The 25,904-nt window shown below is 59.7% G+C and carries 17 protein-coding genes; 7 read left to right on the forward strand and 10 right to left on the reverse strand.

The features are described from left to right. Positions 1–71: 71 nt before the first annotated feature. The gene (locus J7400_RS06605; protein ID WP_209061036.1) at positions 72–419 is read right to left on the reverse strand and encodes a cupredoxin domain-containing protein; all 348 of its coding nucleotides are present in this window, start codon (positions 417–419) and stop codon (positions 72–74) included. Beyond that, complete coding sequence (locus tag J7400_RS06610; protein WP_209061038.1) at positions 419–943, reverse strand: DUF4142 domain-containing protein; 525 nt, start codon at positions 941–943, stop codon at positions 419–421. Before J7400_RS06610 ends, J7400_RS06605 begins: the two co-directional genes overlap by 1 nt. Positions 944–1,081: 138 nt before the next feature. Here J7400_RS06610 and J7400_RS06615 point away from each other — a divergent pair, with 138 nt between their 5' ends. From J7400_RS06615 to J7400_RS06625, 3 genes are all read left to right on the forward strand, one after another. Then, positions 1,082–2,038, forward strand: a complete 957-nt coding sequence (locus J7400_RS06615; protein WP_209061040.1) for an AraC family transcriptional regulator — start codon at positions 1,082–1,084, stop codon at positions 2,036–2,038. Between the two features lie 111 nt (positions 2,039–2,149). Beyond that, positions 2,150–2,518 (forward strand): hypothetical protein, encoded by a 369-nt coding sequence (locus J7400_RS06620; RefSeq protein ID WP_209061042.1) that lies wholly within the window; start codon positions 2,150–2,152, stop codon positions 2,516–2,518. A 402-nt stretch (positions 2,519–2,920) separates the two neighbouring features. Then, positions 2,921–8,710 (forward strand): Ig-like domain-containing protein, encoded by a 5,790-nt coding sequence (locus tag J7400_RS06625; RefSeq protein WP_209061044.1) that lies wholly within the window; start codon positions 2,921–2,923, stop codon positions 8,708–8,710. 117 nt (positions 8,711–8,827) lie between these two features. Here J7400_RS06625 and J7400_RS06630 read toward each other — a convergent pair whose 3' ends face one another. Then, positions 8,828–11,110 carry an adenosylcobalamin-dependent ribonucleoside-diphosphate reductase gene (locus tag J7400_RS06630; protein ID WP_209061046.1) on the reverse strand — a complete coding sequence of 761 codons (2,283 nt, stop codon included), beginning with the start codon at positions 11,108–11,110 and terminating at the stop codon, positions 8,828–8,830. 179 nt (positions 11,111–11,289) lie between these two features. Here J7400_RS06630 and J7400_RS06635 point away from each other — a divergent pair, with 179 nt between their 5' ends. After that, a complete protein-coding gene (locus J7400_RS06635; RefSeq protein ID WP_209061048.1) occupies positions 11,290–11,721 on the forward strand; it encodes a DUF1489 domain-containing protein in 432 nt (143 codons plus the stop codon). A 157-nt stretch (positions 11,722–11,878) separates the two neighbouring features. Here J7400_RS06635 and modC read toward each other — a convergent pair whose 3' ends face one another. From modC to modA, 3 genes are read right to left on the reverse strand one after another with little or no spacing between them, the layout of a single operon-like run. Then, on the reverse strand, positions 11,879–12,964 hold the full coding sequence (gene modC / locus J7400_RS06640) for a molybdenum ABC transporter ATP-binding protein (protein WP_209061049.1): 1,086 nt from the start codon (positions 12,962–12,964) through the stop codon (positions 11,879–11,881). Next, a complete protein-coding gene (gene modB / locus J7400_RS06645; protein WP_209061050.1) occupies positions 12,961–13,656 on the reverse strand; it encodes a molybdate ABC transporter permease subunit in 696 nt (231 codons plus the stop codon). Before modB ends, modC begins: the two co-directional genes overlap by 4 nt. Next, on the reverse strand, positions 13,653–14,441 hold the full coding sequence (gene modA, locus J7400_RS06650; protein WP_209061051.1) for a molybdate ABC transporter substrate-binding protein: 789 nt from the start codon (positions 14,439–14,441) through the stop codon (positions 13,653–13,655). The genes modB and modA overlap by 4 nt, the downstream gene beginning before the upstream one ends. A gap of 126 nt (positions 14,442–14,567) precedes the next feature. On the opposite strand from modA, the gene J7400_RS06655 reads away from it, so the two are divergent. Continuing rightward, complete coding sequence (locus tag J7400_RS06655; RefSeq protein WP_209061052.1) at positions 14,568–15,863, forward strand: flavin-dependent oxidoreductase; 1,296 nt, start codon at positions 14,568–14,570, stop codon at positions 15,861–15,863. On the opposite strand, the gene J7400_RS06660 is transcribed toward J7400_RS06655, so the two are convergent. Both J7400_RS06660 and J7400_RS06665 read right to left on the reverse strand, forming a co-directional pair. Then, positions 15,860–17,458, reverse strand: coding sequence for a hypothetical protein (locus J7400_RS06660; protein WP_209061053.1), 1,599 nt, complete (start codon positions 17,456–17,458; stop codon positions 15,860–15,862). The genes J7400_RS06655 and J7400_RS06660 overlap by 4 nt on opposite strands. Next, complete coding sequence (locus J7400_RS06665) at positions 17,458–19,146, reverse strand: DUF3131 domain-containing protein (protein ID WP_209061055.1); 1,689 nt, start codon at positions 19,144–19,146, stop codon at positions 17,458–17,460. The genes J7400_RS06660 and J7400_RS06665 overlap by 1 nt, the downstream gene beginning before the upstream one ends. A gap of 182 nt (positions 19,147–19,328) precedes the next feature. Here J7400_RS06665 and J7400_RS06670 point away from each other — a divergent pair, with 182 nt between their 5' ends. Next, the gene (locus tag J7400_RS06670) at positions 19,329–21,311 is read left to right on the forward strand and encodes an ATP-binding cassette domain-containing protein (protein WP_209061057.1); all 1,983 of its coding nucleotides are present in this window, start codon (positions 19,329–19,331) and stop codon (positions 21,309–21,311) included. Then, positions 21,292–22,521, forward strand: a complete 1,230-nt coding sequence (locus J7400_RS06675) for a hypothetical protein (RefSeq protein ID WP_209061059.1) — start codon at positions 21,292–21,294, stop codon at positions 22,519–22,521. Before J7400_RS06670 ends, J7400_RS06675 begins: the two co-directional genes overlap by 20 nt. Positions 22,522–22,722: 201 nt before the next feature. Here J7400_RS06675 and J7400_RS06680 read toward each other — a convergent pair whose 3' ends face one another. Together J7400_RS06680 and J7400_RS06685 are read right to left on the reverse strand one after the other, a co-directional pair. Continuing rightward, positions 22,723–24,039 carry a DUF3131 domain-containing protein gene (locus J7400_RS06680; protein WP_209061060.1) on the reverse strand — a complete coding sequence of 439 codons (1,317 nt, stop codon included), beginning with the start codon at positions 24,037–24,039 and terminating at the stop codon, positions 22,723–22,725. Next, positions 24,014–25,840, reverse strand: a complete 1,827-nt coding sequence (locus J7400_RS06685; RefSeq protein ID WP_209061061.1) for a cellulose synthase catalytic subunit — start codon at positions 25,838–25,840, stop codon at positions 24,014–24,016. Before J7400_RS06685 ends, J7400_RS06680 begins: the two co-directional genes overlap by 26 nt. Positions 25,841–25,904 lie beyond the last annotated feature (64 nt).

Here is a 25,904-nt window from a genome sequence, read left to right on the forward strand (position 1 = left end):
CAAACCCGCGCCGGAGACCTCCTTCGGCGCGGGCTTTCTTTTGCGCCTCAGGCGAGCGCCTTGGCAGCGGATCAGGAAATTGAAAGTGTGCCGGTCATATGCGGATGAAAGACGCAGAAATAGGCGGTCTCCATCCCCTCCGTCACGGTCACCTGCGCGGATGCGCCTTTCTCAATTTCGGCGGTGTCCCAGCCAAACTCCAGCGCGGTTGCCGTATGCGGTGCCAAATCTTCGTTGGTCCAGCGGATGATGTCGCCCACCGACACCTCCAGATGCTCCGGCTCAAAGGTAAAGGAGGTGATCCGCACCTCATGGACCATGGGTTTGGCCGCCGTGGTCTTTGCACGGAGGAACGTCAGAGCGGCCGCTGACGCGACCGCTCCTCCCATCAAGGCGCGGCGTGACAACGCACGTCCCATCACCGCAGCGCCTTCACCATCATCTCCGCATGCACCTCATGCGCCTTGAAGATCTCAAGCCCCTGCTCAAACAGCGCCTTCACCTCGGCATTGTCGATATTGGGGATCATGGTGTTCTCCACCAGCTCGTTCACCGCCTTGTGGTAAGCCAGCTCATTGGCCGCATAAGCCGCGTCAAATTCAGCCCCGCGCAACTTCACAAAGCCGGCGATGATCTCTTCGGCATTGGCATTCAAAGTCTGGCTGAAGGCATTGTCCTGCGCCGTTGCACCAAGCTTGTCCAGCAGCCCCAGCGCTGCTTCATTCACCGCCGTATGGTCGCGGATCATGGTGTTTGCAAATTCGTGGATCTCAGGGTTGGTCGACAGCGCCAGCGCCAGATGGGCATAGCGAATGTCGATGTTGTCCGCCGTATAGGCAACATGCGCATATTCCAGGTCGCTCATCTCGGCAACGTCCTGCGCAGCGGCTTGAACCCCGGTCATGGCCAGAGCCACGGCGAGTGCGGAAATCAGTTTCTTCATCTTGAGAACTCCATAGGGTGTTGCGATAAAACAGGAGTAATCGGAAGCAAGCTGCGCGATATATGCTTGAACGTCCTAAGTTTCATGCAGATCGTTCAGTTGTCTGTACAGAAGCGCTGGCACCTCTATGGTGGACACATGCTTGATCTGCTCAGTGACATCCTCAACAAACTCTCCATGCGCGGAACGCTCTACTTCCGCACCTCCTTCACCAAGCCCTGGGGCGTGGCCGTGCCAAGCTATGAAAACGTGGCCCGGTTTCACTTTGCCCATCGCGGCGCCTGTCTCGTGCGGGTCAACGGTGTCGCGGAGCCCATCGCCCTCAATCAGGGGGATCTGGTCATCATCCCCCATGGCGCATCACATGATCTCTACTGCGGGCACGATCCCGAGCACACGGTCATGCCGCTCGATACGGTGCTGGAGCGCTCCGGCTTTGATGGATCGGGCGTTCTGGTCTACGGCGGCGAGGAGCCGCAAAGCGAGACCCAGCTGATCTGCGGCCACTTCGCCTTTGATCCCAAATCCCGCCACATCCTGATGGAGCGGCTGCCCCCCTACATTCACCTCACCAACTATGGCGAAACCGCCGGGCGGTTCATGGAGGCCACCCTGCGGGTAATCGGCGAGGAAGCCGGCGGACACAAGATGGGCGGCGATCTGATTGCCCTCAAAATGTCGGAGGCCATTTGGGCGCAGGCTGTGCGCAGCTATCTTGAAAGCGATGCCGCACAGGACTCCGCGCTGGGAGGCTTTTCCGACAAACATCTGAGCAAGGCGCTGGATGCCTTCCACAAAGCCCCCGCAGACAGTTGGACCGTCGAGACACTCGCCCATGCCGCAGGCATGTCCCGCACCGGCTTTGCCGTGCAATTTCGCGAGCAGATGCAGATGCCGCCCATGGAGTATGTCACCGGCTGGCGCATGGAAATTGCCAAAAACGTGCTCAAACAGGGCGACGCCTCACTGACCGACGCCGCCGAAAGCGCAGGCTATGCCTCGGACTCAGCCTTCACCCGCGCCTTCAAAAAGGAGATCGGCGTCACCCCGGCCGAGTTCCGCCGAACGGAAAGAGCAGATCATTCGCATGCTTGAACGATCTGCACATACAGACGAACTTCCGAGCATTCATCAGGCTGAAATCTGCGTCTAACCTCTCCTTATCGCCGCTGATGATCAGCGCCAAAAAGAGAGAAAGACATACCCATGTTTCCACGCTTCATCACCAAAAACATCCATGCATATCTCGACTACCCTGTGGCCTTCGGCCTGATCGCCATGCCGTTTCTGTTTGGCTTGGGCGAGACCGCCCCGCTGGCCTTCTGGCTTTCGGTCCTGACCGGCATCGCCGCCTTTGTTCTGACCGTTCTGACCGACCACCACCTCGGCCTCATCCGCGTGCTGCCCTACAGCGTCCACCTCGCCGTCGACGGCCTTGTCGGCGTGGTCTTTGTCGCCGCCCCCATGCTGCTGGGCTTCACCGGCCTTGAGTTCTGGTACTACACCGTCCTCGGCCTGACCGTGCTGCTGGTGGTCGGCCTGCATCAATCCGACGAGCAAACCGCAACCGCCTGAGATTTGCAGACGGGTTAAAGCAGACCGTCCACACAAAGGGCCGCAGAGAACCTGCGGCTCTTTTTGCTTTAACGAATTGGTTAATTCTGCAATTTTCGAATTGGAGAAAAGAAAACACTGAGAGAGAGAGCAATTTGATGGAAACAGGCAATGTGATTCTCAAAAAGAAAACACCCTTACCTATTGAAACTATTGCCATTCATCAAAAGCCGCTCAACGAATTCGCCTGTATTTTCAGCATTTGACTGCCATTCAATTAGTCGGGCCTCTTGGTCATTTATTAATATTTCATTAAAATCAAACAGCTACCCACCCAACAAAAAACACCCCCTTGACGATACGGCAACCTGACCACAACCTTCAGCTTAGTTTTGGTTAATTTGTATTTCAGGGTATTTCGAAATGTTTATTTCGGTTGAAGCTGTTTCCAACCTTGAGGAAACATCTGGTGTTGATCCTAATTTTCTCAATTGGACTGTCTCTCTGGACGGGCCCTCTGCTGATGAGGTCACCGTGGATTTCCGACTGCTGGCGGGCACCGGCGGGGTTGGCTCCAGCGGCTCCAGCACCGGGCAGACCGATGCCTACGGCTCCCTGGAAAACACCCTCACATTTGCCCCCGGCGAGACCTCCAAAACCATCAGCTACCGCATCGATGCGGATGCGGTGGATGAGACCGATGAAGCCGTGGTGCTCGAGCTCTTTGACCCCAGCGGCGCCGCGCTCGCAGGCGACGCGCCGGTGATCCGCACCACAGGCTGGATCCTTGATGACGACGGCACCGGCAACAACCTCGCGCTGTTTGTCTCTCGCCCGGTGGTGCTCGAAGGGGACAGCGGCCAGACGCAAGCCTCCTTTGACATCTCCCTGTCGCGCCCGGCGCCGGAAAGCTTCACCGTTGATTACACCACAATCGACGGCTCCGCCCTGGCCGGTGAGGATTACGCCGCCACCTCCGGCACCCTCACCTTTGCCGCCGGGCAGACCTCCGCCTCGGTCACCGTGCCGGTCTTTGGCGACACCAAGATCGAGCCGTCCGAGCTCTTCACCCTGGACTTCACCAAGCCCGCCCCGGTGGCCAATGTCTCCCTCGGGTCTGCGGAGATCTTTGACGATGATGCGGGCGGCAGCGCCCCCACCATCAACGTCAGCGCGGCCTCCAATTTTGAAGCCACCTCCGGCGTGGACCCCAACTTCCTGAGCTGGACCGTCTCTCTGGACGGGCCCTCGGCTGATGAGGTCACCGTGGATTTCCGACTGCTGGCGGGCACCGGCGGGGTTGGCTCCAGCGGCTCCAGCACCGGGCAGACCGATGCCTACGGCTCCCTGGAAAACACCCTCACATTTGCCCCCGGCGAGACCTCCAAAACCATCAGCTACCGCATCGATGCGGATGCGGTGGATGAGACCGATGAAGCCGTGGTGCTCGAGCTCTTTGACCCCAGCGGCGCCGCGCTCGCAGGCGACGCGCCGGTGATCCGCACCACAGGCTGGATCCTCGATGACGACGGCACCGGCAACAACCTCGCGCTGTTTGTGTCTTCTCCTGAGGTCATCGAAAACCTTCCGGGCGGCGCCATTGCGGTGTTTGATATCTCCTTGTCACGCCCGGCCGACAAAGATCTGAGCTTCGCGTTTCAGACCAACGCTGACACCGCCACAGCGAATGCGGACTACGCCCCACAAAACGGCGTGATTTCCTTCACCGAAGGCCAAACCCGCGCCTTTGTGAGTGTGCCGATTGTGGCGGATCTGATCGACGAACTGGATGAAACCTTCACATTGGCCATCACGCCAACCGCTGATCTCGCCAGCGGAAACGCGGGGACCGTCGGAACGGCGACAATCATTGAAAACGGGCCGCCCCCACCGGAGCCGCCTGTCGCCGCACCGATCACCGCGAGTTTTGGTGAGGACGAGACCGGGCGTCTGGTCGATTTGCTCGACCCGGCTTTTGTCTCTGATCCCAATGGCGACGATCTGGACGTGGAGAATGTTCAGATCACCACAGAGGATGGGCGCACCGTCGGCAACAGTGTCAATCCGGAAACCGGCTTGCTGGTGCTGGGCGACGGGCAGTTTGAGGACCTTGCACAGGGAGAAACGTTTGACATTTCGGTGTCCTACGATGTGACCGATGGCGGTGACACAGTTGGCAACTCCGCCACCATCACCATCACAGGAGCAAACGATGCCCCGCTTGCTGCAAACGACACCGCCCAAACCGGCACAGGCGCGGCTGTCGAACTTGATGTGCTGGGCAATGACGCAGACATTGATGGTGACGCACTGACAGTCTCTGGGGTCGGCAACGCCAGCAATGGCACCACCGAACTCACCCCAGACGGCACCATTCGTTATACACCCAATGACAGTTTCACGGGGACCGACAGCTTCACCTACACCGTGTCAGACGGCAACGGCGGCACAGACACAGCCACTGTTTCCGTCGAGGTCGGAGACCAGCAAGCATTCCGCGATTTTGCCGAATTCCAAATGAACATCGGCAACGCAACCACGCTCACCTTTGATGAGTTTAATGCGCAGGACACCCTGAGCGGAACCGAATTTGACGGGGTGACCATTGTCGCGCGCGACATCAACGTGATCGACCCGACATCTCTCGGACTGGTCACCGGAAGCGTAAACGTCAACTCAGCGCCCAACGGCATTTCCGCCTCAATCTTCCAGACCTCCTCCAGCGCCATCGGCTTTGACAACGGTGATGACAATTTCGAAATCGTGTTTGACGAACCTACCGAAGTCGCAGGGCTTTGGATTGGCAATCTGGGGGCCAGCAACAACGACCCAACCACGCCGACCACCATCCAATTTCTGTCAGCATCAGGAATAGTGCTGTTTGAAGACACCGTTACACAGGCGTCTGATGGGATCATCGGATCAGGCGCAAACAATCGCATTTTCTGCGGCCTCTCCTCTGACGTCCCGATTGCGCGGATCGTGGTTCTGAATGCGGGCGGCGACGGGGATGGCATCATCTTGGATGACATTGTCTTTGGAGACGCGAATCTGGCGCCGACCTCAAATGATGACAGCGGGGCCGGGTTTGAGACCAATGAGGACACGGGCTTTGTCACCGCCTCCGTTCTCGGCAATGACGCCGATGTGGATGGTGATACGCTCACCGTGAGCGCGCTTGACACCACAGGCACTCTCGGTGCGGTCACCGATAACGGCGACGGCACCTTTGACTATGATCCAAACGGCGCCTTTGAAAGCCTTGGCGTGGGCGACAGCGCCACCGACAGCTTCGCCTACACCGTCTCAGACGGCAATGGCGGCACAGATACCGCCACCGTCACCATCTCCGTGACCGGCGTGAATGATGCGCCTGTGGCCGCAGATGACAGCGCCAGCACCGGCGCAGCCGCCGCCATCGACATCGCCGTGCGCGACAACGACAGCGATGTGGAGGGCGACACGCTGACCATCTCCGAGGTGGGCGACGCAGCCAACGGCACCACCGAGATCAACAGCGACGGCACCATCCGCTACACCCCCAACGACGGCTTCAGCGGATCAGACAGTTTCACCTACACCATAGACGACGGCAACGGCGGCACAGACACAGCAACCGTCGCGGTCACTGTCGCCCCCGATCCCCAGCAGCCGCCGCAGGTCGCCGCGATCACCGCCGGCTTTGGCGAAGATGAGACCGGCCGCATGGTCGATCTGCTCGATCCGGCCTTTGTCTCCGATCCCAATGGCGATCCGCTGACGGTGGAGAATGTCCTGATCACCACCGAAGACGGCCGCGTGCTCGGCACCAGCCTCGATCCGGACAGCGGCAAGCTCACCCTGGATGACGGCCAGTTCGAAGACCTCGCACAGGATGAGAGCTTTGAGGTCACCGTCGCCTATGACGTCTCCGACGGCAGCGACAGCACCGCCAACACCGCAACCCTCACCATCACTGGCGCCAACGATCAGCCGGTTGCCACCGATGACAGCGGGGCCGGGTTTGAGACCAATGAGGACACGGGCTTTGTCACCGCCTCCGTTCTCGGCAATGACGCCGATGTGGATGGTGATACGCTCACCGTGAGCGCGCTTGACACCACAGGCACTCTCGGTGCGGTCACCGATAACGGCGACGGCACCTTTGACTATGATCCAAACGGCGCCTTTGAAAGCCTTGGCGTGGGCGACAGCGCCACCGACAGCTTCGCCTACACCGTCTCAGACGGCAATGGCGGCACAGATACCGCCACCGTCACCATCTCCGTGACCGGCGTGAATGATGCGCCTGTGGCCGCAGATGACAGCGCCAGCACCGGCGCAGCCGCCGCCATCGACATCGCCGTGCGCGACAACGACAGCGATGTGGAGGGCGACACGCTGACCATCTCCGAGGTGGGCGACGCAGCCAACGGCACCACCGAGATCAACAGCGACGGCACCATCCGCTACACCCCCAACGACGGCTTCAGCGGATCAGACAGTTTCACCTACACCATAGACGACGGCAACGGCGGCACAGACGCAGCAACCGTCACGGTCACTGTTCAGCCGCCCTCTTCTGGCGGGGGATCAATCGGGCGGTGGCTGTTTGATGACCCAAGCAACGAGGGCCTGGACAGCACCGTCAACAACAACACGGCGCAATTGCGCGATGACGTGTCCGCCCCTGCTGGCGCGGCTTTGTTGGATGGTGTTGGTGACTACGTGGAAATCGAGAGTATTCTGCCTTATGAAACCCTCAGTTCCGGCCGAATAGAAATGGACTTCACCGTCAGCGCTTTGGACGGGGAAGACAGCGGCCGCCGCATCAAAGACACCAGCTATCAGACGCTCTTTTCCCGCGACTCTAGCGGATTTAACGGAGGCGGGCACATCACCGCGCTGGTGGACGGTGATGGCTCTCTGCTTGTCCGCCACCAAAGCGGGTCACAAAGCTATTATCTGCAAACCGAAGCAGGCACGATCACTGCGGGCGTCGCCGCTTCCATCGCCTATATCTTTGATCCCACCGAAGGCTTGCAGCTTCTGGTCGGCGTCGACGGCGCGACCCCAAGCTTGGTTGCGACCAACACCGACCCAGTGAAAAGGGGCGATCCGGTGGGCCTGATCGGCAATGAAGAGCCTTGGACCCTGGGCGCAAGCCAAGTGATCAGTGGCGATAGCACCGCTGATCCGCTGCTGAACTTCTTTGAGGGCGCCATTGACCGGTTTGAAATTTTTGACGGTCTCGCCGCGCTCAACACGGCACCCGTGGCTGCGGACGACAGTTTTGAAACGGAGGAAGATCAATCCGTGCAGGGCAACGTGCTTGAGGACAATGGCGCGGGTGCTGACAGTGACGCGGAGGACGACCCGCTGTCGGTCGGCCTTGAAACCGATGTCAGCAACGGCGTTCTTGTGCTGCAGTCCGACGGACGGTTCACCTATGTGCCTGATGACAACTTCTTTGGTCAGGACAGCTTTGTTTACCGCGTCTCAGACGGCAACGGTGGCAGCGACACCGCCACTGTGACAATCGATGTGACCCAGGCCCCGCCCCCGGCGTCCCTGCTCGGCCAATGGCTGTTTGACGATGAAAACCTGCCGGGGTTTGACGGATCTGCCAATGCCAATACAGCACTGCTGCAGCGCGGGGCGCAGGTTGAAATGGGAGCGGTGCAACTGGACGGCGTCAACGACTACGTCGAAATTGCCAATATCGCGCCCTATCTGGTCAAAACCGCCCAGATCCAGATCACCTTTACGATTGACGCGCTGGATGGAACGGACAGCGGAACCAATGTGAACGACGCCTCTTGGCAGGCGCTCTTCTCGCGCGATTCTCGCGGGTTTGACAACGGTGACCACCTGACAGCGCTGGTGGATGGCGACGGTTCGATCCTGATCCGGCATCAAAGCGCCACAGAGAGCTATCTCATTGAAACAGCTGCCGGAACCGTGACCGCTGGTGAGGCCTTCACGCTGGTCTATCAGGTCAGCGACGTGAACGGCATGACCCTGTTTGAGAAAAACGGCGATGACTTTGTGTTCCTCGGCTTCAACGAGGAGCCGATCCTCAATGACGATCCAGTGGGTCTGATGAACAACAACGAACCCTTCACATTGGGTGCCAGTCAGGTCCGCAGCGCCAATGACAGCGCCACACTTCTGAGATCCTATCTGGATGGGGAAATCGACAGCTTTGAGATCTACAATTTTGATTTTGTCTAACTGACATGCTTCTGCCTCAGAACGGGAAAATCGAATAGGCAAAAAGAAAGGCGGCGCAATACGCGCCGCCTTAAACTTTGGGATCACGGAGGCGGTGAAACCTCTACCCCAGCGCCCTCACCCGCACTTGCTGTACCCGCAGCTGGTGCAGGTCATGCAGCCTTCTACCATCTGTAGCGAGAAGTCTCCGCAGCTCGGGCAAGCCTTGCCGCGTGGGGTTTCGCCCACCGCCACAACCTCGGCCTTCGGGTCAGACTTCAGTCCCATGCCTTCGCCTTCGATGAAGCCGATCGCGATCATGTGGCGTTCCAGCACGCCGCCGATGGCTGCGAGAATGGAGGGGATGTATTTGCCTTCCATCCAGGCGCCGCCGCGCGGATCAAACACCGCTTTGAGCTCTTCGACGACGAAGGACACATCGCCACCGCGACGGAACACCGCTGAAATCATCCGGGTCAGCGCCAGGGTCCAGGCGTAGTGCTCCATGTTCTTGGAGTTGATGAACACCTCAAACGGGCGGCGGTGGCCGTTGATGATCACATCGTTCACGGTCAGGTAAATCGCGTGCTCGCTATCGGGCCACTTGAGCTTGTAGGTCGCGCCTTCAAGGCTCTGCGGACGCTCCAGCGGCTCGCTCATATAGATCACTTCACCGCTGTCGGCCACGTGATCGGCAGGCTGTTCGCCCGGTGCTTTCTCGTCGCTTTCTGATACAGTCAGAACCGAGCCGGTCACATCGTTCGGACGATACGTGGTGCAGCCCTTACAGCCGGTGTCCCACGCCTGCATGTAGACGTCTTTGAACGCATCAAAGCTGATGTCTTCGGGGCAGTTGATGGTCTTGGAGATCGAGCTGTCGATCCACTTCTGCGCCGCCGCCTGCATGCGCACATGCGCCGCTGGCTCCAGAGTTTGCGCGTTCACGAAGTAGTCCGGCAGCTCTTTGTCGCCAAACTTGTCGCGCCACAATTGCACAGCATAATCAACAACTTCTTCCTCGGTGCGGGAGCCGTCTTTCTGCAGAACTTTGCGGGTGTAGGCATAGGCAAACACCGGCTCGATGCCCGAGCTGACGTTGCCCGCATAAAGGCTGATGGTGCCGGTCGGCGCAATCGAGGTCAGCAGTGCGTTGCGGATGCCATGCTCTGCAATCGCCGCTTTCACATCCTCGTCCAAATCCTGCACCATGCCGCCGGCGAGGTATTTCTCTTTGTCAAAGAGCGGGAAGGCCCCCTTCTCTTTTGCCAGCTCCACAGAGGCCAGATAGGACGCCCGCGCAATCGCTTTCATCCAGGCTTCGGTCTGAGCTGCGGCTTCTTCGGTACCGTATTTCAAACCCAGCATCAAAAGCGCATCTGCCAAACCGGTCACGCCAAGGCCAATGCGGCGCTTGGCTTGGGCTTCCTGCGCCTGCTGCTCCAGCGGGAACTTGGAAGCATCCACCACATTGTCCATCATCCGCACAGCGGTCGCCACCAGCTCGGTCAGCGCCGCCTCATTCAGCTCGGCCGCCTTCTCAAACGGATCGGTCACCAGACGCGCAAGGTTGATCGAGCCCAGAAGGCACGCCCCATAAGGCGGCAGCGGCTGCTCCCCGCACGGGTTGGTCGCCGCGATCTCTTCCACATAGCTCAGGTTGTTGCGCTGGTTGATGCGGTCGATGAAGATCACGCCCGGCTCGGCATAATCATAGGTGCTCTGCATGATCTTGTTCCACAGATCACGCGCCTGAACCGTGTGATACACGCGGTCTTTGAAGACCAGCTCCCAGGGACCATCCGCCTTCACCGCTTCCATAAACGCATCGGTCACCAGCACGGACATGTTGAACATCCGCAGACGCGCCGGATCGGACTTCGCGGTGATGAAATGCTCAATATCAGGGTGGTCACAGCGCATGGTCGCCATCATCGCGCCGCGGCGGCTGCCCGCGCTCATGATGGTGCGGCACATCGCATCCCAAACATCCATGAAGGACAGCGGGCCAGAAGCATCCGCCGCCACGCCTTTCACATCCGCGCCGCGCGGACGGATGGTGGAGAAGTCATAGCCGATGCCGCCGCCCTGCTGCATTGTCAGCGCCGCCTCTTTGAGCATATCAAAGATGCCGGACATGCTGTCAGGAACCGTGCCCATCACAAAGCAGTTGAACAGTGTCACCTGACGCGCGGTGCCTGCTCCTGCGGTGATGCGGCCAGCTGGCAGATACTTAAAGTCTTCCAGCGCAGCGTAAAATTTGTCTTCCCACTTGGCCGGGTCTTTTTCCACGCGCGCAAGGTCACGCGCGATCCGCCGCCAGCTGTCCTCCACCGACAAATCAATCGGCGTGCCATCCGCCTCTTTGAAACGATACTTCATATCCCAGATTTGCTCGGCAATAGGGGCGGCGAAACGGCTCATCGTGGCGTCCTCGACTGTTCTGCTATGATGTTCAGGGTTTCTTAACCTATAACAAACCCGTGTATGGTGGCAACGGGCAAATAGAGTCCCAAGCAAAGAAAAGCCACATGATTTTGGGGTTGAAGGTTAATGAACCCACTATATAATGTAGGCTCCGTGCATAACCCTGTGGGAAAGCTGTGGATAAATCAGTCCATCTTGTAAAACTATCCGTCGGGTCGGAAACTCCCGAAACTCTGGCCGCTTGGCAAGAGGCAAATGCGCATCGTTTTCCCGATGGGCTGCCCCGTCACGTCACCCGCATGTGGCCTAAACGGGAGGCTGAAATCCTCAACGGCGGATCAATTTATTGGGTGATCAAAGGGGCGATCCAGTGCCGTCAGAAGATCATACGGCTGGACGAAGTGATTGGATCAGATGGCATCCGCCGCTGCGCCATTGTGCTGGACCCGCAGGTCCACCTCACGCAGGCCGCACTCAAACGCCCGTTTCAGGGCTGGCGCTATCTGAAGCCCGAAGACGCCCCAGCCGATCTGCCGGAAGGCCGGGAAAACGACGACGTGCTGCCTGACGACTTAAACCGCGCCTTGGCCGAAATCGGCGTGCTTTAAGGCACGGTTGCCGTGCGCCGCGTTAACCACACGCTCTGGCTGTGTGACGCCTCTTAACACCGACGCAATACCGTAGGGATACCGACGCGATACCGAAGGCGCTTTTTGGTCAGGGGGTCCACGTTAAGAAAGCGACTCAAAAGCCGAAAAAACCGGGTTACCGCGTGCCAATGTCCTGTGGCGCGACCGAGACCGACTTGATCACCGCATAGCACGCAACACCTTCGCGCAACGCCAGCGCCTCGGCAGAGCGGCGGGTGATGCGCGCCAGCACACGCCCGGCTTTTGTGTCCACCGAGACAATGGCCCCCGGCCCGCCTCCGGCCCGCACAGATTGCACGGTTCCCGCGATAATATTGAGCGCAGACAAGCCTTTAGGTTCCTCTCGCGACAGGATCACATCATGTGCAGCAACCCGCACGCGCACCGAATGCCCCACCGGATGCGCTACCTTTGGCAACAGCAATGGCACCCCATTGGCGCTGAGTTCCGTCAACCCGTCCGCATGATGGACTGCAACCTCTGCTTCCAGCACAGCCCCCACGGCCCGCACGCCCAACGGCGTAAAGCTCGGATCCGACAGCACCTCCGCCGCAGGTCCAACCCGCACAACGCGCCCCTGCTCCATCGCAATCACCGTTGTCGCCAGCCGCGCAACCTCCGCAATGGAGTGGCTAACATACAGTATTGGCAGCGAAAATTCGTCGCGCAGTCCTTCAAAATACGGCAGGATCTCCGCTTTGCGTGGCTCATCCAAAGCGGCCAGCGGCTCATCTGCGAGGATCATTTCAGGGCGCGCCAACAGCGCCCGGCCAATCGCCACCCGCTGTTTTTCCCCCCCGGAAAGCGCCGCAGGACGCCGCTCCAAAAGCGACCCGATCCCAAGGATCTCCACCACCTGATCAAAACCCGCCACCTCGGCCCGCTCTTTGGCATAGCCCGCCCCGTACAGCAGATTGCTGCGGACATTCAGATGCGGGAACAAACGCCCCTCTTGAAAGACGTAACCCACGGCGCGTTTGTGCGGTGGCGTCCACAGGCCTGCGTCGCTGTCCACCAGCCTGCGCCCCGCAGCCGTGATGCGCGCATGGCTTGGGCGACTCAGCCCAGCCACCGCATTGATCACCGATGTTTTGCCCGATCCTGAGCTGCCAAACAGCACCGTCAAACCCGGCGGGGCCTCAAACTGCACGTCGAGGTCAAACCCCTGAAAGTGCTGTTTTATCTCCACAGATAGGCTCATGCCTGCCCCACTTTCCGCGCAATCCGCCGCGCCAGAACTTCCGACAGGATCAATGCGCCCATGGCCACCACAATGGCCACAATAACCAGCCGGATCGCCGCCGTTTCTCCGCCCGGCACCTGCAGGAACGCATAGATTGCCGAGGGCACGGTGCGGGTTTGTCCGGGGATATTGGAGACAAAGGTGATGGTCGCGCCGAACTCGCCCATGGCTTTGGCAAAGGCCAGCACCATCCCAGCCAATATGCCCGGCAAAATCAACGGCAATGTCACAGTTGTGAACACCCAGAAACGGTTTGCGCCCAACGTGGCGGCGGCCTGCTCCAATTTCGGGTCCACCGCCTCAATCGACAGCCGGATCGAACGCACCAGTAACGGAAACGCCATAACTGCCGCAGCCAGCGCCGCCCCGGTCCAACGGAAGGCAAAGACGATCCCGACCTCTTTGAGCGCCGCGCCCAAGGCCCCTTGGGTGCCAAAGGTCACAAGCAACAGATACCCTGTTGCAACAGGTGGGAGGACAAGCGGTAAGTGTACAAAAACATTGAGTAATTGCTTGCCGTAAAATTGCCAGCGCGCCAGCGCATAGGCCACAAAAACACCGGGAATCAGCGCGCCCAACGTGGCCCAAAACGCCACTTTCAGCGACAGCGCCACCGCAGCCCACTCCTCTGGCCCCAGCCACTCCGTCACTCACCGCCCTCCAGCACCCGAAAGCCCCGCTCGACAAAGGCGGCTTTCGCGGCTTCGCCTTGCCAAAACTCCATAAATTCAATCACTTCAGGACGATCCTGCCCCGCCACAACAGCCGCAGGATACACAATCGGATCATGTAATTCCGACGGAAAGACCGACAAAACGCGGACCCGCTCTTCCGCCAAAGCGTCCGTCACATAGACAACCCCAGCCCGCGCCTCGCCCAGCGCCACCAACGCAAGGGACGAACGCACATTATCCACCTGCGCCACCTTCGGTGCCACATCCCACCAAAGCCCCATGTTTTCAAGCGCTTGGCGCCCATATATCCCGGCAGGCACAGCCTCCACCAAGGCCATCGCCAACCGCCCGTCCGCCAGCAAAGCGTCAAAGTCGACGTCAGATATTTCAACCGGCGCGACCGGATCATCCGCAGCAACAACCAAAGCCAAGTCATTGCCAAATAATGTTTTTGTCTGCCCCTGCACCAACACAGCGCGGTCCTCCAAATGCGTCACCCAAGCCGCATTGGCGGAGACGAACACATCCGCAGGCGCCCCATACTCAATCTGCCGCGCCAGCGCCGAAGACCCTGCCAGCGTCAAAACCACCTCATGTCCGCTCACAGCTTCAAAGGCATCCCCCAGGTCTTTCAAGACCTCCGCTAAACTGGCGGCCGCAAAGACTGAGACCTCTCCGGCCTGCGCCCCGGCAGGCGTAAGCGCCAGAATCGCCGCGCAGGCAGCGTGTTTGACACCAGAAAGCAGAGCGTTACGCCGCATGGGGTTCCATTGACAATTCACCGTCTTTTCATGGGGATACCGAATGCGCCCCCCGCAAGGCAAGGTCTTTGGGATTTGTCAGACACCGCCCCGCTGCTACTGTGGCGCAAACAATCGGGAAGCGCCATGCCAACAGCCTCTGATCTACCAATTGTCATCGCCGGCGGCGGCATCGGCGGACTGGTCACCGCCTTGACCCTGCATAAGATCGGCCAGCCGGTGGTGGTGCTCGAAGCGGTGGAGACCATCCGCCCGCTGGGCGTTGGCATCAATCTGCAACCCAACGCCGTGCGCGAGTTGCTTGAGCTCGGCTTTATACTGCGCGATCTTGACGCCATTGGCCTGCGCATCACCGAATGGGCCTTGGTGGGTCTGAACGGCAAAGACATTTACAGCGAACCCCGCGGCGAGGCTGCGGGTTATCTCTGGCCGCAATATGCAGTACATCGCGGACGGTTTCATATGATGCTGCGCGACGCCTTTCTGGCCAAGGCAGGGCCTGGGGCCTTGATCACCGATCGCCGCGTGCTCGGATATTCCCAATCAGAAGAAGATGTTACGGCCCAGTGGCAGACTCGCAGCGGATTTACGGGCGAGACCAAAGCTGCGCTTTTGATCGGTGCTGACGGCATCCATTCCAAGGTCCGCGCGCAAATGCATCCCGAGGACGGTGGGGTTCAATGGGGCGGTGTTCTCATGTGGCGGGGCACCAGTCTGGCAAAGCCCTTGCGCACAAAGGCCTCCTTCATCGGGCTGGGGAAACACGACAAACGGGTTGTGCTCTATCCGATCTCCGCAGCGGATGCGCAAACCGGGCTGGCCGAGATGAGTTGGATCGCTGAAATCACCCTTGATGGCGATGCGAACTGGCCCAAAGACAGCTGGTTTTCGCCGGTGTCCCCGGCGCAATTTTTGGAGCATTTTGCAGACTGGAAATATGATTGGCTGGATGTCCCTGCCCTGATCGCTGCCGCGCCCACCGCCTTTGAGAACCCGATGATAGATCGCAATCCCTTGCCGCATTGGCACCAAAATCGCGTGGCACTTTTGGGCGACGCGGCCCACGCGATGTATCCGACCGGCTCAAACGGGGCGACGCAGGCCATCATCGACGCGCGAGAACTTGGCAAAAGCCTGTGCAATCTCGGCGTCACCCCCGCCGCGCTTGCCGACTACAACAACAAACTTTGTGATCCCGTGACCAAGCTGGTTTTGCGCAACCGCGCAGACGGCCCCTTTGGACTCCTCAAACATATCGACCAGCTATGCGGCGGGCAGTTTGATGACATCGACACAGTGATCTCTCCCAAGGAGCGCGCCGATTTTATGCGCGCCTATCAAACCGCCGCCGGATTTGAGCGCGATGCCCTCAACGCCTCACAGCCCATCCTGTCGTGCTCTGCGTCACTGCGCTCCCCCTAGGGGTTTTGCTGCGCGGCCATGACTTCAAGTTCCGGCAGAACCGCTGATTTGAAGTAGCGCGAAAGCAAAATGTAGTCCTCTACAGTCACTTGACTGACGGATGGTTCCGCAGGTTCGCCACCACCGGTCGCGGCCATCATATCTGTTTCAAGTTCAGCAAGTATCTGATCCACCAACTCATTCTGGTAGAGCACCGGTTTGCCAGCAGGCTCCGGCGTCAGCGGCGCGGGGGTGCTGAGCGTTTCAGCAGCAACCGGAGTGGTCGGATGCGCTCCTACGCCTTGAGCCGTGTCTTTGGCCGCCATCTGCAGCACCCGCAACGCGGCTTGCGGATCCAGTCCCAGATCGGAAATCAGATAGTCCAACTTTTTCACCGTATCCGCCCGATTGTCAGACTGAGGCGGAACGGCAGGGCTTTGCGGCATCACCTCAGGCTGCGCGCTCAGCACTGGAGAGGCTGGCGCCCCAGTACCAGCTCCCCCCCCAGTAACCGGAAGAGACGGCTCTTGTTGCAGCCCATCCAATTGGGTCTGCAGCCCCTCAACCGCCGCAAGCAGTTGCGCCAGACTGGGCTCTGCTTGCTTGCCCCCTGCCCCACTCACGGGCATCGCAGCCTGCGGTGGGAATGCCGGTAGCGAGGTCGCATCAGGCACCTCTGCTGCCCGCCCAAGCTGCGCCTGCAAAATGATCTGTTTGAGCGTTTCAAGCTCCGTGCGCAGCTCTTGCCCGCTGACCGTGTCGGCCATCGGAGCAGACGTGGCTTGTGGCTGGGTCGTGGCGTTGGGCGCAGCCAACGTCACCGGGCTCGCCGTAGTCGCAGGGGCAATTCCAGCAGCAAGCGCACTGGCATATTCGGGCGCAAGCATCTGTGGCTGCGGCATGGGTGAATTCCAGGCGGCAGGTTGTGTCATCGACCCCGCGCCCCCTGCCCCGTCGGCATTTGGCACCGGCCAGCCCCTTGGCAAAACAGAATAATCCTGCTGCGCCGCGATCCAGCGCAGATAGGCGGTGACCGCCGAAAACCCTTTGAGTGACACACGCGACACCTCAGATCCCCCGCGGCGCACGATCAGCTCGCCGCCCGATCCCAAAAGCAACTCAAGCGGGACATCCAAGGGCTGCAAAATCCGCTCAGGCACCTGAATTTCAGACACCCCTTCTGAAACAAAAAACTGATCTCCGGCCAGCGCGTTCTCAAGCTTGACCTGCAGCTGCCCGCGATCCGTCAGAAAGGCCTCAAGCCCCTCTTTTCGCGCCGCGCAGGCATAGGTGCGCGGGCGGCAAATCACCTCAAAGACATCCACATCCAGTCGGGGCGTTGGCGCAAACCGGGCGTAGCCATCCGGATCAAACCGGAAATAGACCCCTTCCACCAAGCCTTCCTGAAAGCTGGGCCAGCCAAACGCCCCGCGCAAAGCCTGCCGCGCCTCCCGCGCGCCAATGGCAAAGGGAATGGAGGTATCCAAGATCGCATTTTCCGAGGCAAAGGCCTCCTCTCCACGCTCAGGCACGCCAACCGTCTGTGCGCCCACTGATGTGGCCGCCAAGAGCGCAGCGCCAACCGCTGCGGCGAGGGTTTGAACAAAATATCGCATCAGTAATCAGCCTTCTCTTGAACGGAATGACGCAGCACCGGGAGCCAGTCGTCTTTCTGTGGAGGGTCCGGGTAATTCCGCAACAGCCGGATGTCCTGATCGCGGAACGCAGTGTACCAGACCTCGGTGTCGCCGGTGTAAGGGGTCAGAATGGTGCCCTGCACCTTGTGCAGCAGGGAGGTGAGAATGATGCCGTTGTTGTTGGCCGTATAGATCGCCACACGCCCCTGCCCACGCTCATAAAGCCCTTCATACATGCCGTTTTCCGGATCATAGAGCTCGATGATCGCCTCATAGAGCACATCGGTATATTCGGTTTCCCACAACGCCCAGAGGCCCAGCGCCGCCTTTGCGGCCACGGCGGAGTGATCCGGCACATAGTCGCCGCGCGGCGTCACCGTGTTCCATGGGTAGCCATCCGAGAAGATGGTATCATAGGTGAAATACGGCGGGCCTTTGACATTGTGCTCAGAGCGCGCCGTCATAAACCCGGTCTGCCGCCAGCGGTTTTCCTGCACCTGATAGATCCGGTCGGCAAACTCCGCCCGCCAGCCATCCGTGTGCACCCATTCCGGGCTGCTGTCGTCATGGGGCATGTCAAACCCCAGCTCCAGCCCGTCTTGCAGGTAGGATTCCGTCACCACATAGTTTTGGGAATGAAACACCCGCGGGTCACGCCCGTCATAGGGCACCTGAATGCCAAAAATCGAGGCTGTCAGAAACGGCTCCGCCCGATGGGCCAGACGCGGCTGAAACCCCCAGAGCGCAAATCCCTTGGCCGCATATTCCTCATAACCAAGGCGCCCTTCTTGGGCATACACCGTCTCATCGGTTTCCTTATCGATATAAGCGCCAAACATTAACCCTTCAGAGTCAATGGCATTACGAAAATCCCATTTCAGCAATACGGAATCAATTGTATTTGCCAAATAAGGATAGCGATTCTTGCAAATACGAAGCCACACAAGAAACCGCCCTATATCCAAGGCAGAAAACCCGATTTCACCCGGCTTATTCGTATAATCCACCTTCGCGCCGGTCTTGGTATGATACACTTTATTGGGCAGCTCTTTGCGAAACAGCTCGAGCCCCTTCACCGTTGTCAGAAGCTGGGTGATCCGGCGATCAAACTCCGGCTTCTCAATCAGGCACAGCTCATAGGCAGACACCAATCCCGCCATGTAAGAGGCCGTGTCCCAAAGTGTGGTGGAAGGGTAGTTGCCAACCGAATTGGCAAGCCCCGTGGTCTCCTGTGTGAATTTCTCAAAATAGTGCCAGGCCACGCGCGCCGCGCGTAGCTCCCGTTCATTCAGAAAACCACGCCTTGCCCGATACTTACGCACATATGCGTTGTGTTTATCATAGCCATGCGGCACGTTCAGGCCGCGCTCCAAAGTGTCAAAATAATCCGCGGGCATTTCACACATTCGGGGCGGTTTTGTGCGACGTGGCACATCCGTGAGCATGCTGCTTGTCACGCTTGGCAAGTTCCCCCGCATCAGCGCAGGAATGTCATCCAGCTCACCGCCGGCAATGATCGGAATGATCTCTTCTTCCTGCGCCAGAAACACCTTGCGCGCAGATATCCCAACCGAATATCCGGCCCCGCTCAGCACAAGCACGGCAGCAAAGAATATAACAACGCCCCGTAGCGGCGACCGCTTGCCAGAACCAACAGCACTCTTCATCAAACACACTCCAAACGGAATGCAACCATGAAACGACAAAGCTATTAACAATTGGCAACCAACACCGCCAATTACCAATTTGAACAAAATAAGAACATAAAATTGAAAACACCTTACCATGCAATGCTTTTGTTAACTTCTGCGCGCTAAAACAAAGACGTGTTGTGAAGGTTTCCTTGGTTATGTCCGATATCTCCCCCCCTCAAAACGCTATGGAAGCGTCCAGACGGTCTGCTGGCCCCACCGATGCGCAGCCGGTGCCTTTTCAGGATCGCGCCACCCCGATGTGGGCCACGGCGATCTCCATCCTGTTTTCTCTGGGCAGCGGCCTGTGTTTGCTCTCGGTCGCGATCTTTGTGGTGTTTTTTTATGAGCAGGTTGCACTGAACGGGCAGACACTTCTGGCGGCCCTGCTGGCCGTGGGGGCTGTCGTGCCGCTTTTGGGGATGATCATCTTTGAAGTGGGTCACAGCCGCGCCTTGGCCGGATACCGCTATATGCGGCTGCGCCATGCCGTGACCGGGCGGGCGGTTGTCGGGCTGTTTGCCTGCGCCATCTTTGCTGTGTTTTCCCCCTATTTGGCGGTGCCTTTTGTGCTGACTGCCGCGCTCAGTTGGCTGTTCTGCGGGGTCGTTGCGCAAAAAATGCGCTCTGAGTCGATGTGGGAATTTCTACCGCAGGAGGCGGTCGCCTTTCTGTCCGGGCGTGATCAGCGCGCGGTTGATCTCGCCAATGCCGCGCGGGGAGACAGCGCCTTTCTGGACGCCACACAAAGCGCGCTCGCGTTGTGCGGCCTGATCGGTGGCTTTGCCATGGCCTCCTGGCTTGTGGCCCAAGATGTGCTCAACGTCGCGGCAATCGCCACCATCGCCCTCGTAACCTGCTGGTCAGCGGACGCTTTCGCCGCTTTCTTTCGCCAGATATCCCGCGCCGATCCCGAGTTGCAGCACCGCGCGGCCGAGGTGCGCCAATTGCCTGCGCCCTATTCCGCAGACGCTGAAGGAGACGACACAGCTTTGATCGTCAGCCATCTCTCTGTGCGCACGCCGGATGGCACGCCCCTTTTGTCCGACGTCTCCTTCCGCGCAGAGCCGGGCACGATCATTGGCCTGTCTGGGGACAGTTTTTCCGGCAAATCCCTGCTGCTGCGCGCGCTGCATGCCCCTCATGATCTTGAGGGGCTCTTGGTGGAAGGCCATGTCGCGTTACAGGGCACAGGGCTTTGGGCGCGCCAGACAGAGGCTCGTGCCCTATCCTCTGCCTTGGTGGGGCCAATACCGCTTTCGGTCCCCGGCGGCGGCGCGAACAATCTCAGCTGTTTCATTGGCGATCTGCAGTTGCAGCGCGCGCGAAAAGCGCTGCAAAATCTGGTCTTCACCGCCGATACTGTGGATCGCATCCAAAACGCCAGCGACGTCACACAGCTGTCCTGCACCGAACAAAAGGCGCTGGCACTTGCGCGCGCGCTGGCGCTGCGGCCCGGCCTCTATCTGCTCGACCGCCCCGAAGATGGCGCCAGCGAAAGCCTGTTGGTGGCCTTGGGCCAGCGCCTGAAATCTGATGCGCGCCTTGGCCATATCACGCTGATGATCACCGAAAACCGGCAATTGCTGGAACAATGTGACCAGCTCTTGATGATGCAAAACGGGCGGATCATCGAATTTGCCGCCACCTCAGACATTCGCGAAAGGCAGGCCTCCGGCTGGCACCGCTTTGTCACCCCCCGCAGCCTTGAAAGCGAAGAGGCGCTGGATGGCTGGATCTGCAGCCATTTCCGCCGCGAGGGGGACGAGGCCAACCGCCGCGCTGTCTGTATGGTGGCCAATGAAATGCTCAGTCTGGCCTGCCAATCAGGGATTGAGACACATACAGAGGCAGACAGCTTATCCTTTGAGTTCAAACATTTCGTGGGCAAATGCCAGATCCGGATGATCGACAGCCGCCTCGCGCTTTCTTCTGGTGCGATCCAGAAAGCCAAAACCGCCGCAGACACCTCGGTGGACGGGGAGCGCCTGTCCCCGCTGGCCAAGATCATGCGCGACTCGCTCGATGTGGAAAGCAGCGCCTCTGATGGCGGCGGCATCCTGCTTGTGGCCATCAAAACCTATGATCCGCGACTGCTGTCCTCTCGCAAGGTGAGCCAAGATGCGCCCCGCCAGCGTTGATCTCAAACCGCCGCGCCGTTTTCACCGGATGCCGCTGGTCTGGCTGGGCTGGGCCACGGCCTCCTGCGCCCTGCTCGGGGTCAGTGCCTGGTCCCTCTCCCAGCACATCACCATCACGCCGACACAGCGCTACACTGGCACCTTTGTCAGCCAGGCCCGCACGCTCCCGGTGGTCCTGCCCGCAGGCGCCGTCCTGCAAAGCGTGTTGGCACAGGATGGCGATGACGTCTCCAAGGGGCAAAAGCTTGCCCGATATGATCGGGACGCAATGGCCCAGCATAGTATAGAGCTCTCAAATCAACTGGCGCTGAACCGACAGCACCGCTGGTGCTTGCTTCAGGAAAATACCGGCACGCCCGTCTCCGAAGCACCCGCCACATCCACGGAGGCGCTTTCAGCGGAGGCTGATCTGCCTCTGGATCTGCGCAAGGAAAGCGCTTTGGCACGGTGTCACAACACCCATCGCCTCAACCGTCTGGCCCGGGACAAGCTGCAACAGCGCCGCGATAGCCTGCGCCGCAAAAGTGCCTTGGCGGTGCAGGAGCTGCTGGCCCGCGCAGCCCTGGCCAAACCGTCGGCACAAGGCGTGCTCAAACTGCGCGCCGCGATTGAGAAAGAAGCGCTTGAGGCCTCCATTCGTGAATTGGAGTTTGATCTGGCCCTCCTGCAGGAAACCCAAAGAAAAACTGTTTTAAATGAGGTGCAGCGTCTGGAGCAGGACGCGCTGACAATCGAAGCGGAGCTGACCGCGCTGTCCGCCCTGATCGACGCACCTTGGCTGATTTCTCCCGGCACCGGCCAGCTGCTGCGTCTGCGACAGCTGTCACCAGAAAAGGCCTCAGACACCGCGTTGACGCTCGCGCAAATTCACCAGCCGCAAAACAAGGTATTTCATGCGGCAATCACGCTCCCGGAAGAACAGGCTGCTCAGTTGAAAGCGGGCGACCATCTGCCCGTCCGCCTGCTGGACATGGGGAAACTCCAGGCGCAAATATCGGGTCAGATCAAGCAGATCACGCCCGTGCAAGACGCCGCCACGCTGGCACAAGTGGAACTGGAACTGCGCCCGCAGAAAACCGACCATTTGCTTCAAAGCACATTGGAAGACCTGCCCAGCGGCACCCACGCCGCGATCGAGGTGACAGTGCCGGAGCGCTCATTCACTGACATTCTGTCGGGATCGGCAAAGACAGTCCTTCAGAGCTTCTGACGGGCAGGAGCAAAAGCCAAAGCAAACCTCTGATCACCGTAGCACAGTTCGAGGGATCACGCCTGCACGCTCACCGCCTGCACACCAGCTATATCTGGCGACGCGCAAAGCTGCGCCCCACCTCTATGAGGGTATGCTCCCTCTCAAATCGGGGCCTTTTGTCAGCCTAGACACCGACCATTTCGCCCCTGCCCGCGGCCCTCAACGCAGCAGAGGCCCCTTGAACTTATAGTGAAGCGCTTCCAGAACCACGGCATTGGTGTTGAGTGTCAAAGTAGTGTTGACGCGCCCATCAGCTTCATATCGGCCCGCCATCCAGCCCGTTGGCCCGGCCAGATCCGACAACTCATCCCTCAGGTTCTCCGTGTAAGCCGTGCCATAAAGCGCATCCCAGCCAATGGTCGCCTTCAGGCTCACGGTGCGCAGATCGTCATGCAGGCTGCCGTCTTCTGCAACCACAGCCCAATCACGCCCGTTGCCATAAACCGCGCCATAGAGAAAATGTGGCTCCTGATCGATGTGATCTTCTGACACCATCGTCGCCGCCCCCGTCTGCGCATGGCGCGCTTCCTGAGCGGCATAGACCAGGCTCGCCAGCAGGCGTGATTCACTGTTCAGCCCGACCTCGAACGCTTGCAAAAGATAGGGTTCACTCAGAACCGGCGTGATCGCGCCAAAGCTGGTTGCGCGCCGCCTGTCTGCCGCAACCTCCACCCCGCTGACCGTTTCCCAGGTCAGGATCGGGCGGGCTGTGCTGGCTTCAAGCGCATCCAATCCCCAAAGCGCCGCCGCACGCGCGCCATATTGCTCATAACCGATGCGCCCCTCCTGCGTGTATTGCGTCACGCCCTCCTCTCGGGTGGCACCCCAAAGTCGCCCATCAACCGTCATCGCGTTCAAATCCCATTGCGCCAGCAGTGCTCGAATGCGCGGCCCATAAGCCGGCTCGCTGATTTCAAACACCCGCAGGGCCATCAACATGCGCGCCACATCCAACGCCGACCAGCCGACACCCTCCGCCACCGGGGTATTGGCGTAATCCACCATCACCAGGCTGCGCGTGTCATAAGCCTTGTTGGGCAAACGGCCCTCAAACAGCGGCAATCGCTCAAGCCCTGCCATCAAGGCCTCACTGCGCGTCAGGAAATCCTCCCGTGAGAGCAGCCCAAGCCCCTCTGCCGCCATCAGCGCCAGCAAATGAGATCCCTGATCCCACATCGTCGCATTGGGGTGGCCGTCAACCGCATCGACAAATCCGGTTTCTGCGCGGAAATTGGCTTGAAAATACCGCCAAGCGGTTTCAGCATCCTGCCAGTCCTGTGCGGTCAACCCGCGGGCCGGCTGCGGCACATGGCGCAGTTCCTCTGACAGCGTGGCGAGCGTGTTCTGCCGCATCACCTGCCCCCAGCCATCGGTCCCAACCGCAAGCGCCGCCGTGGCCAAGAGCCCGACCACAAAGGCCCAGCTCATACGGTTGGAATTGCGGGTCTTCTCAGGTTGCAAGCTGACATGCGCCATGGGCGGCCTCCGGTTCTATCTGCGTTTCTTCGGCGTGGCGCGCCGCTGGCGGGGTCCACCAGGCCATCGGCACCAGTCGCGCAATCAACATCATATTGACCCCCAGCCAAAACAGGTTGACCCACAACAGCGGCGCGCTGAAGCCCGTGTGGCCGAGCGCGGTGCGCACAATACCAACAGCCGCGGCCCCGCTCATCAGGGCAAGCAGCACGAGATGGGGCAAAACATGCCGCAGCCCGCCGCCAACCAGCGGCAATTTGGGCGTGGGTGCAAATCGCGGCTTTTGCCCGTGCAGCACGCAAATGAGCGCATGCCAATGCACAGGGAGCGTGGCAACGCCAAGCACCCGCCCGGGCCCGACAGGGTACCCTTTGCAGGCCGCCAACATCGCCAGTTCCCCCAGCACCACCGCGGGCAGGAAATGCATAAAAAAGTCAAGGGAATAGGCTTTCACCGGCGTCACAGCGGTGGTCAGGGAAACCATCGGCGCAAGCAGGAGTATCGGCGCCCAGAGGACATTGAGGTAGGACCAGAAGGTCGCACCGTAGTGCAGCTTCTGACGCCAGCTCAGGCCACGCCGGAAAATCGGGTTGTCATGCGCCGCAATATCAAAAGTGCCGCCCGCATATTTCAGGCGCTGCGCGGCCCAGGCGGTCAGGCTCATGGGCGACAACATCCGCGCCTCAACCTGCGGGTGGTAAACACTTTTCCACCCTGCCGCCGCATCCTCATGCAGCAGGATCGAGGTATAAAGGTCCTCTGACACGTGAAACCGGTATGGCTGTAAAGGCAGCGCGCGCAGGCATGTCGCCACGGGCTGCATCAAACGTGTTTGCAACCGCCCCACCGCAGCCGATTTGCGCTTTATCGCCCCGGCAAAAACCGCTTCGCGCCGGTGGATTGAGGCTGCCCCGCAACAAAATGCGGCGTTGTTCCGGTTGCGCCTGCGTTGAATGACGTCAAAAAACACAGTGGGATCTGCGAGGAAAGGGTCTGCCCCAATCCGGCCGCGCCCGGTGATCCAGGTCAGCACAGCTGCGGCCAGCGTGACCAAGCGATGTGCAGGGGAGCCTCCTATGCGCCTGACAATCCAGTCAGACCAGCTCTCCCCCGGCGGCACATCATAAAACCAATGAGGCGTCTGCACCCAGGCGACCTGCGGATCAGAAAAATAGCCCAGCGTGTTTTGAAGAAAGCCCGGCAACAGCCGCGTGTCCGCATCGCAGATGACCACAAAGTCGCCCGATGTGCGCAGCAGCCCATTGCGCAGGTTGCCCGCTTTGAATCCCAGATTTTCACGTCGCGAAAAATACCCGATGCCGTGGTGCTTGGCCAATTGCGCCATGTCGGCCCGATCCCCATCGTCCAGCAACCAGACCTGCACGCGTATATCCTCGGGCGCGACGACCGCCTTTGCATCCGATATCGATGGGGCCACAACGGCCACATCCTCATCATAGGTCGTGATGAAGATATCCACGCTTTGCGGCGCAGGAGCACCTGATGCCGCCTCAAACGCCGCACTATCATAGGGCCGAGCGGGCGTGTCCCCTTCGTCCCAGAAATCAAAATAAAACAGCAGGGTTCCCAGAAAAAACAGTGTTTCGGCCGCGACCACCAGCACCGAGAACCCCAGCGCATCCGCGTTTAAAGACGCGCTCCAGCGCCACTGCAGATAATAGGCTCCGGCGGCAACAGCGCAGCCTGCCAAAAAATGCCAGATCGCGCGCTGGCGGGCGGACATCGGGGCAAACGCTGGCGGTTTGCGCCTCTCAAAAGCTGTGAAATACGGGCGCGTCATCAGGGCCTTACACCTTCATTTGGATCATTTTGTTTGGCGCAAGCGACTGGATGCAGCTTTGTGC

This window comes from Shimia sp. R9_2, from assembly GCF_017743735.1.
Classification (GTDB): Bacteria; Pseudomonadota; Alphaproteobacteria; order Rhodobacterales; family Rhodobacteraceae; genus Shimia.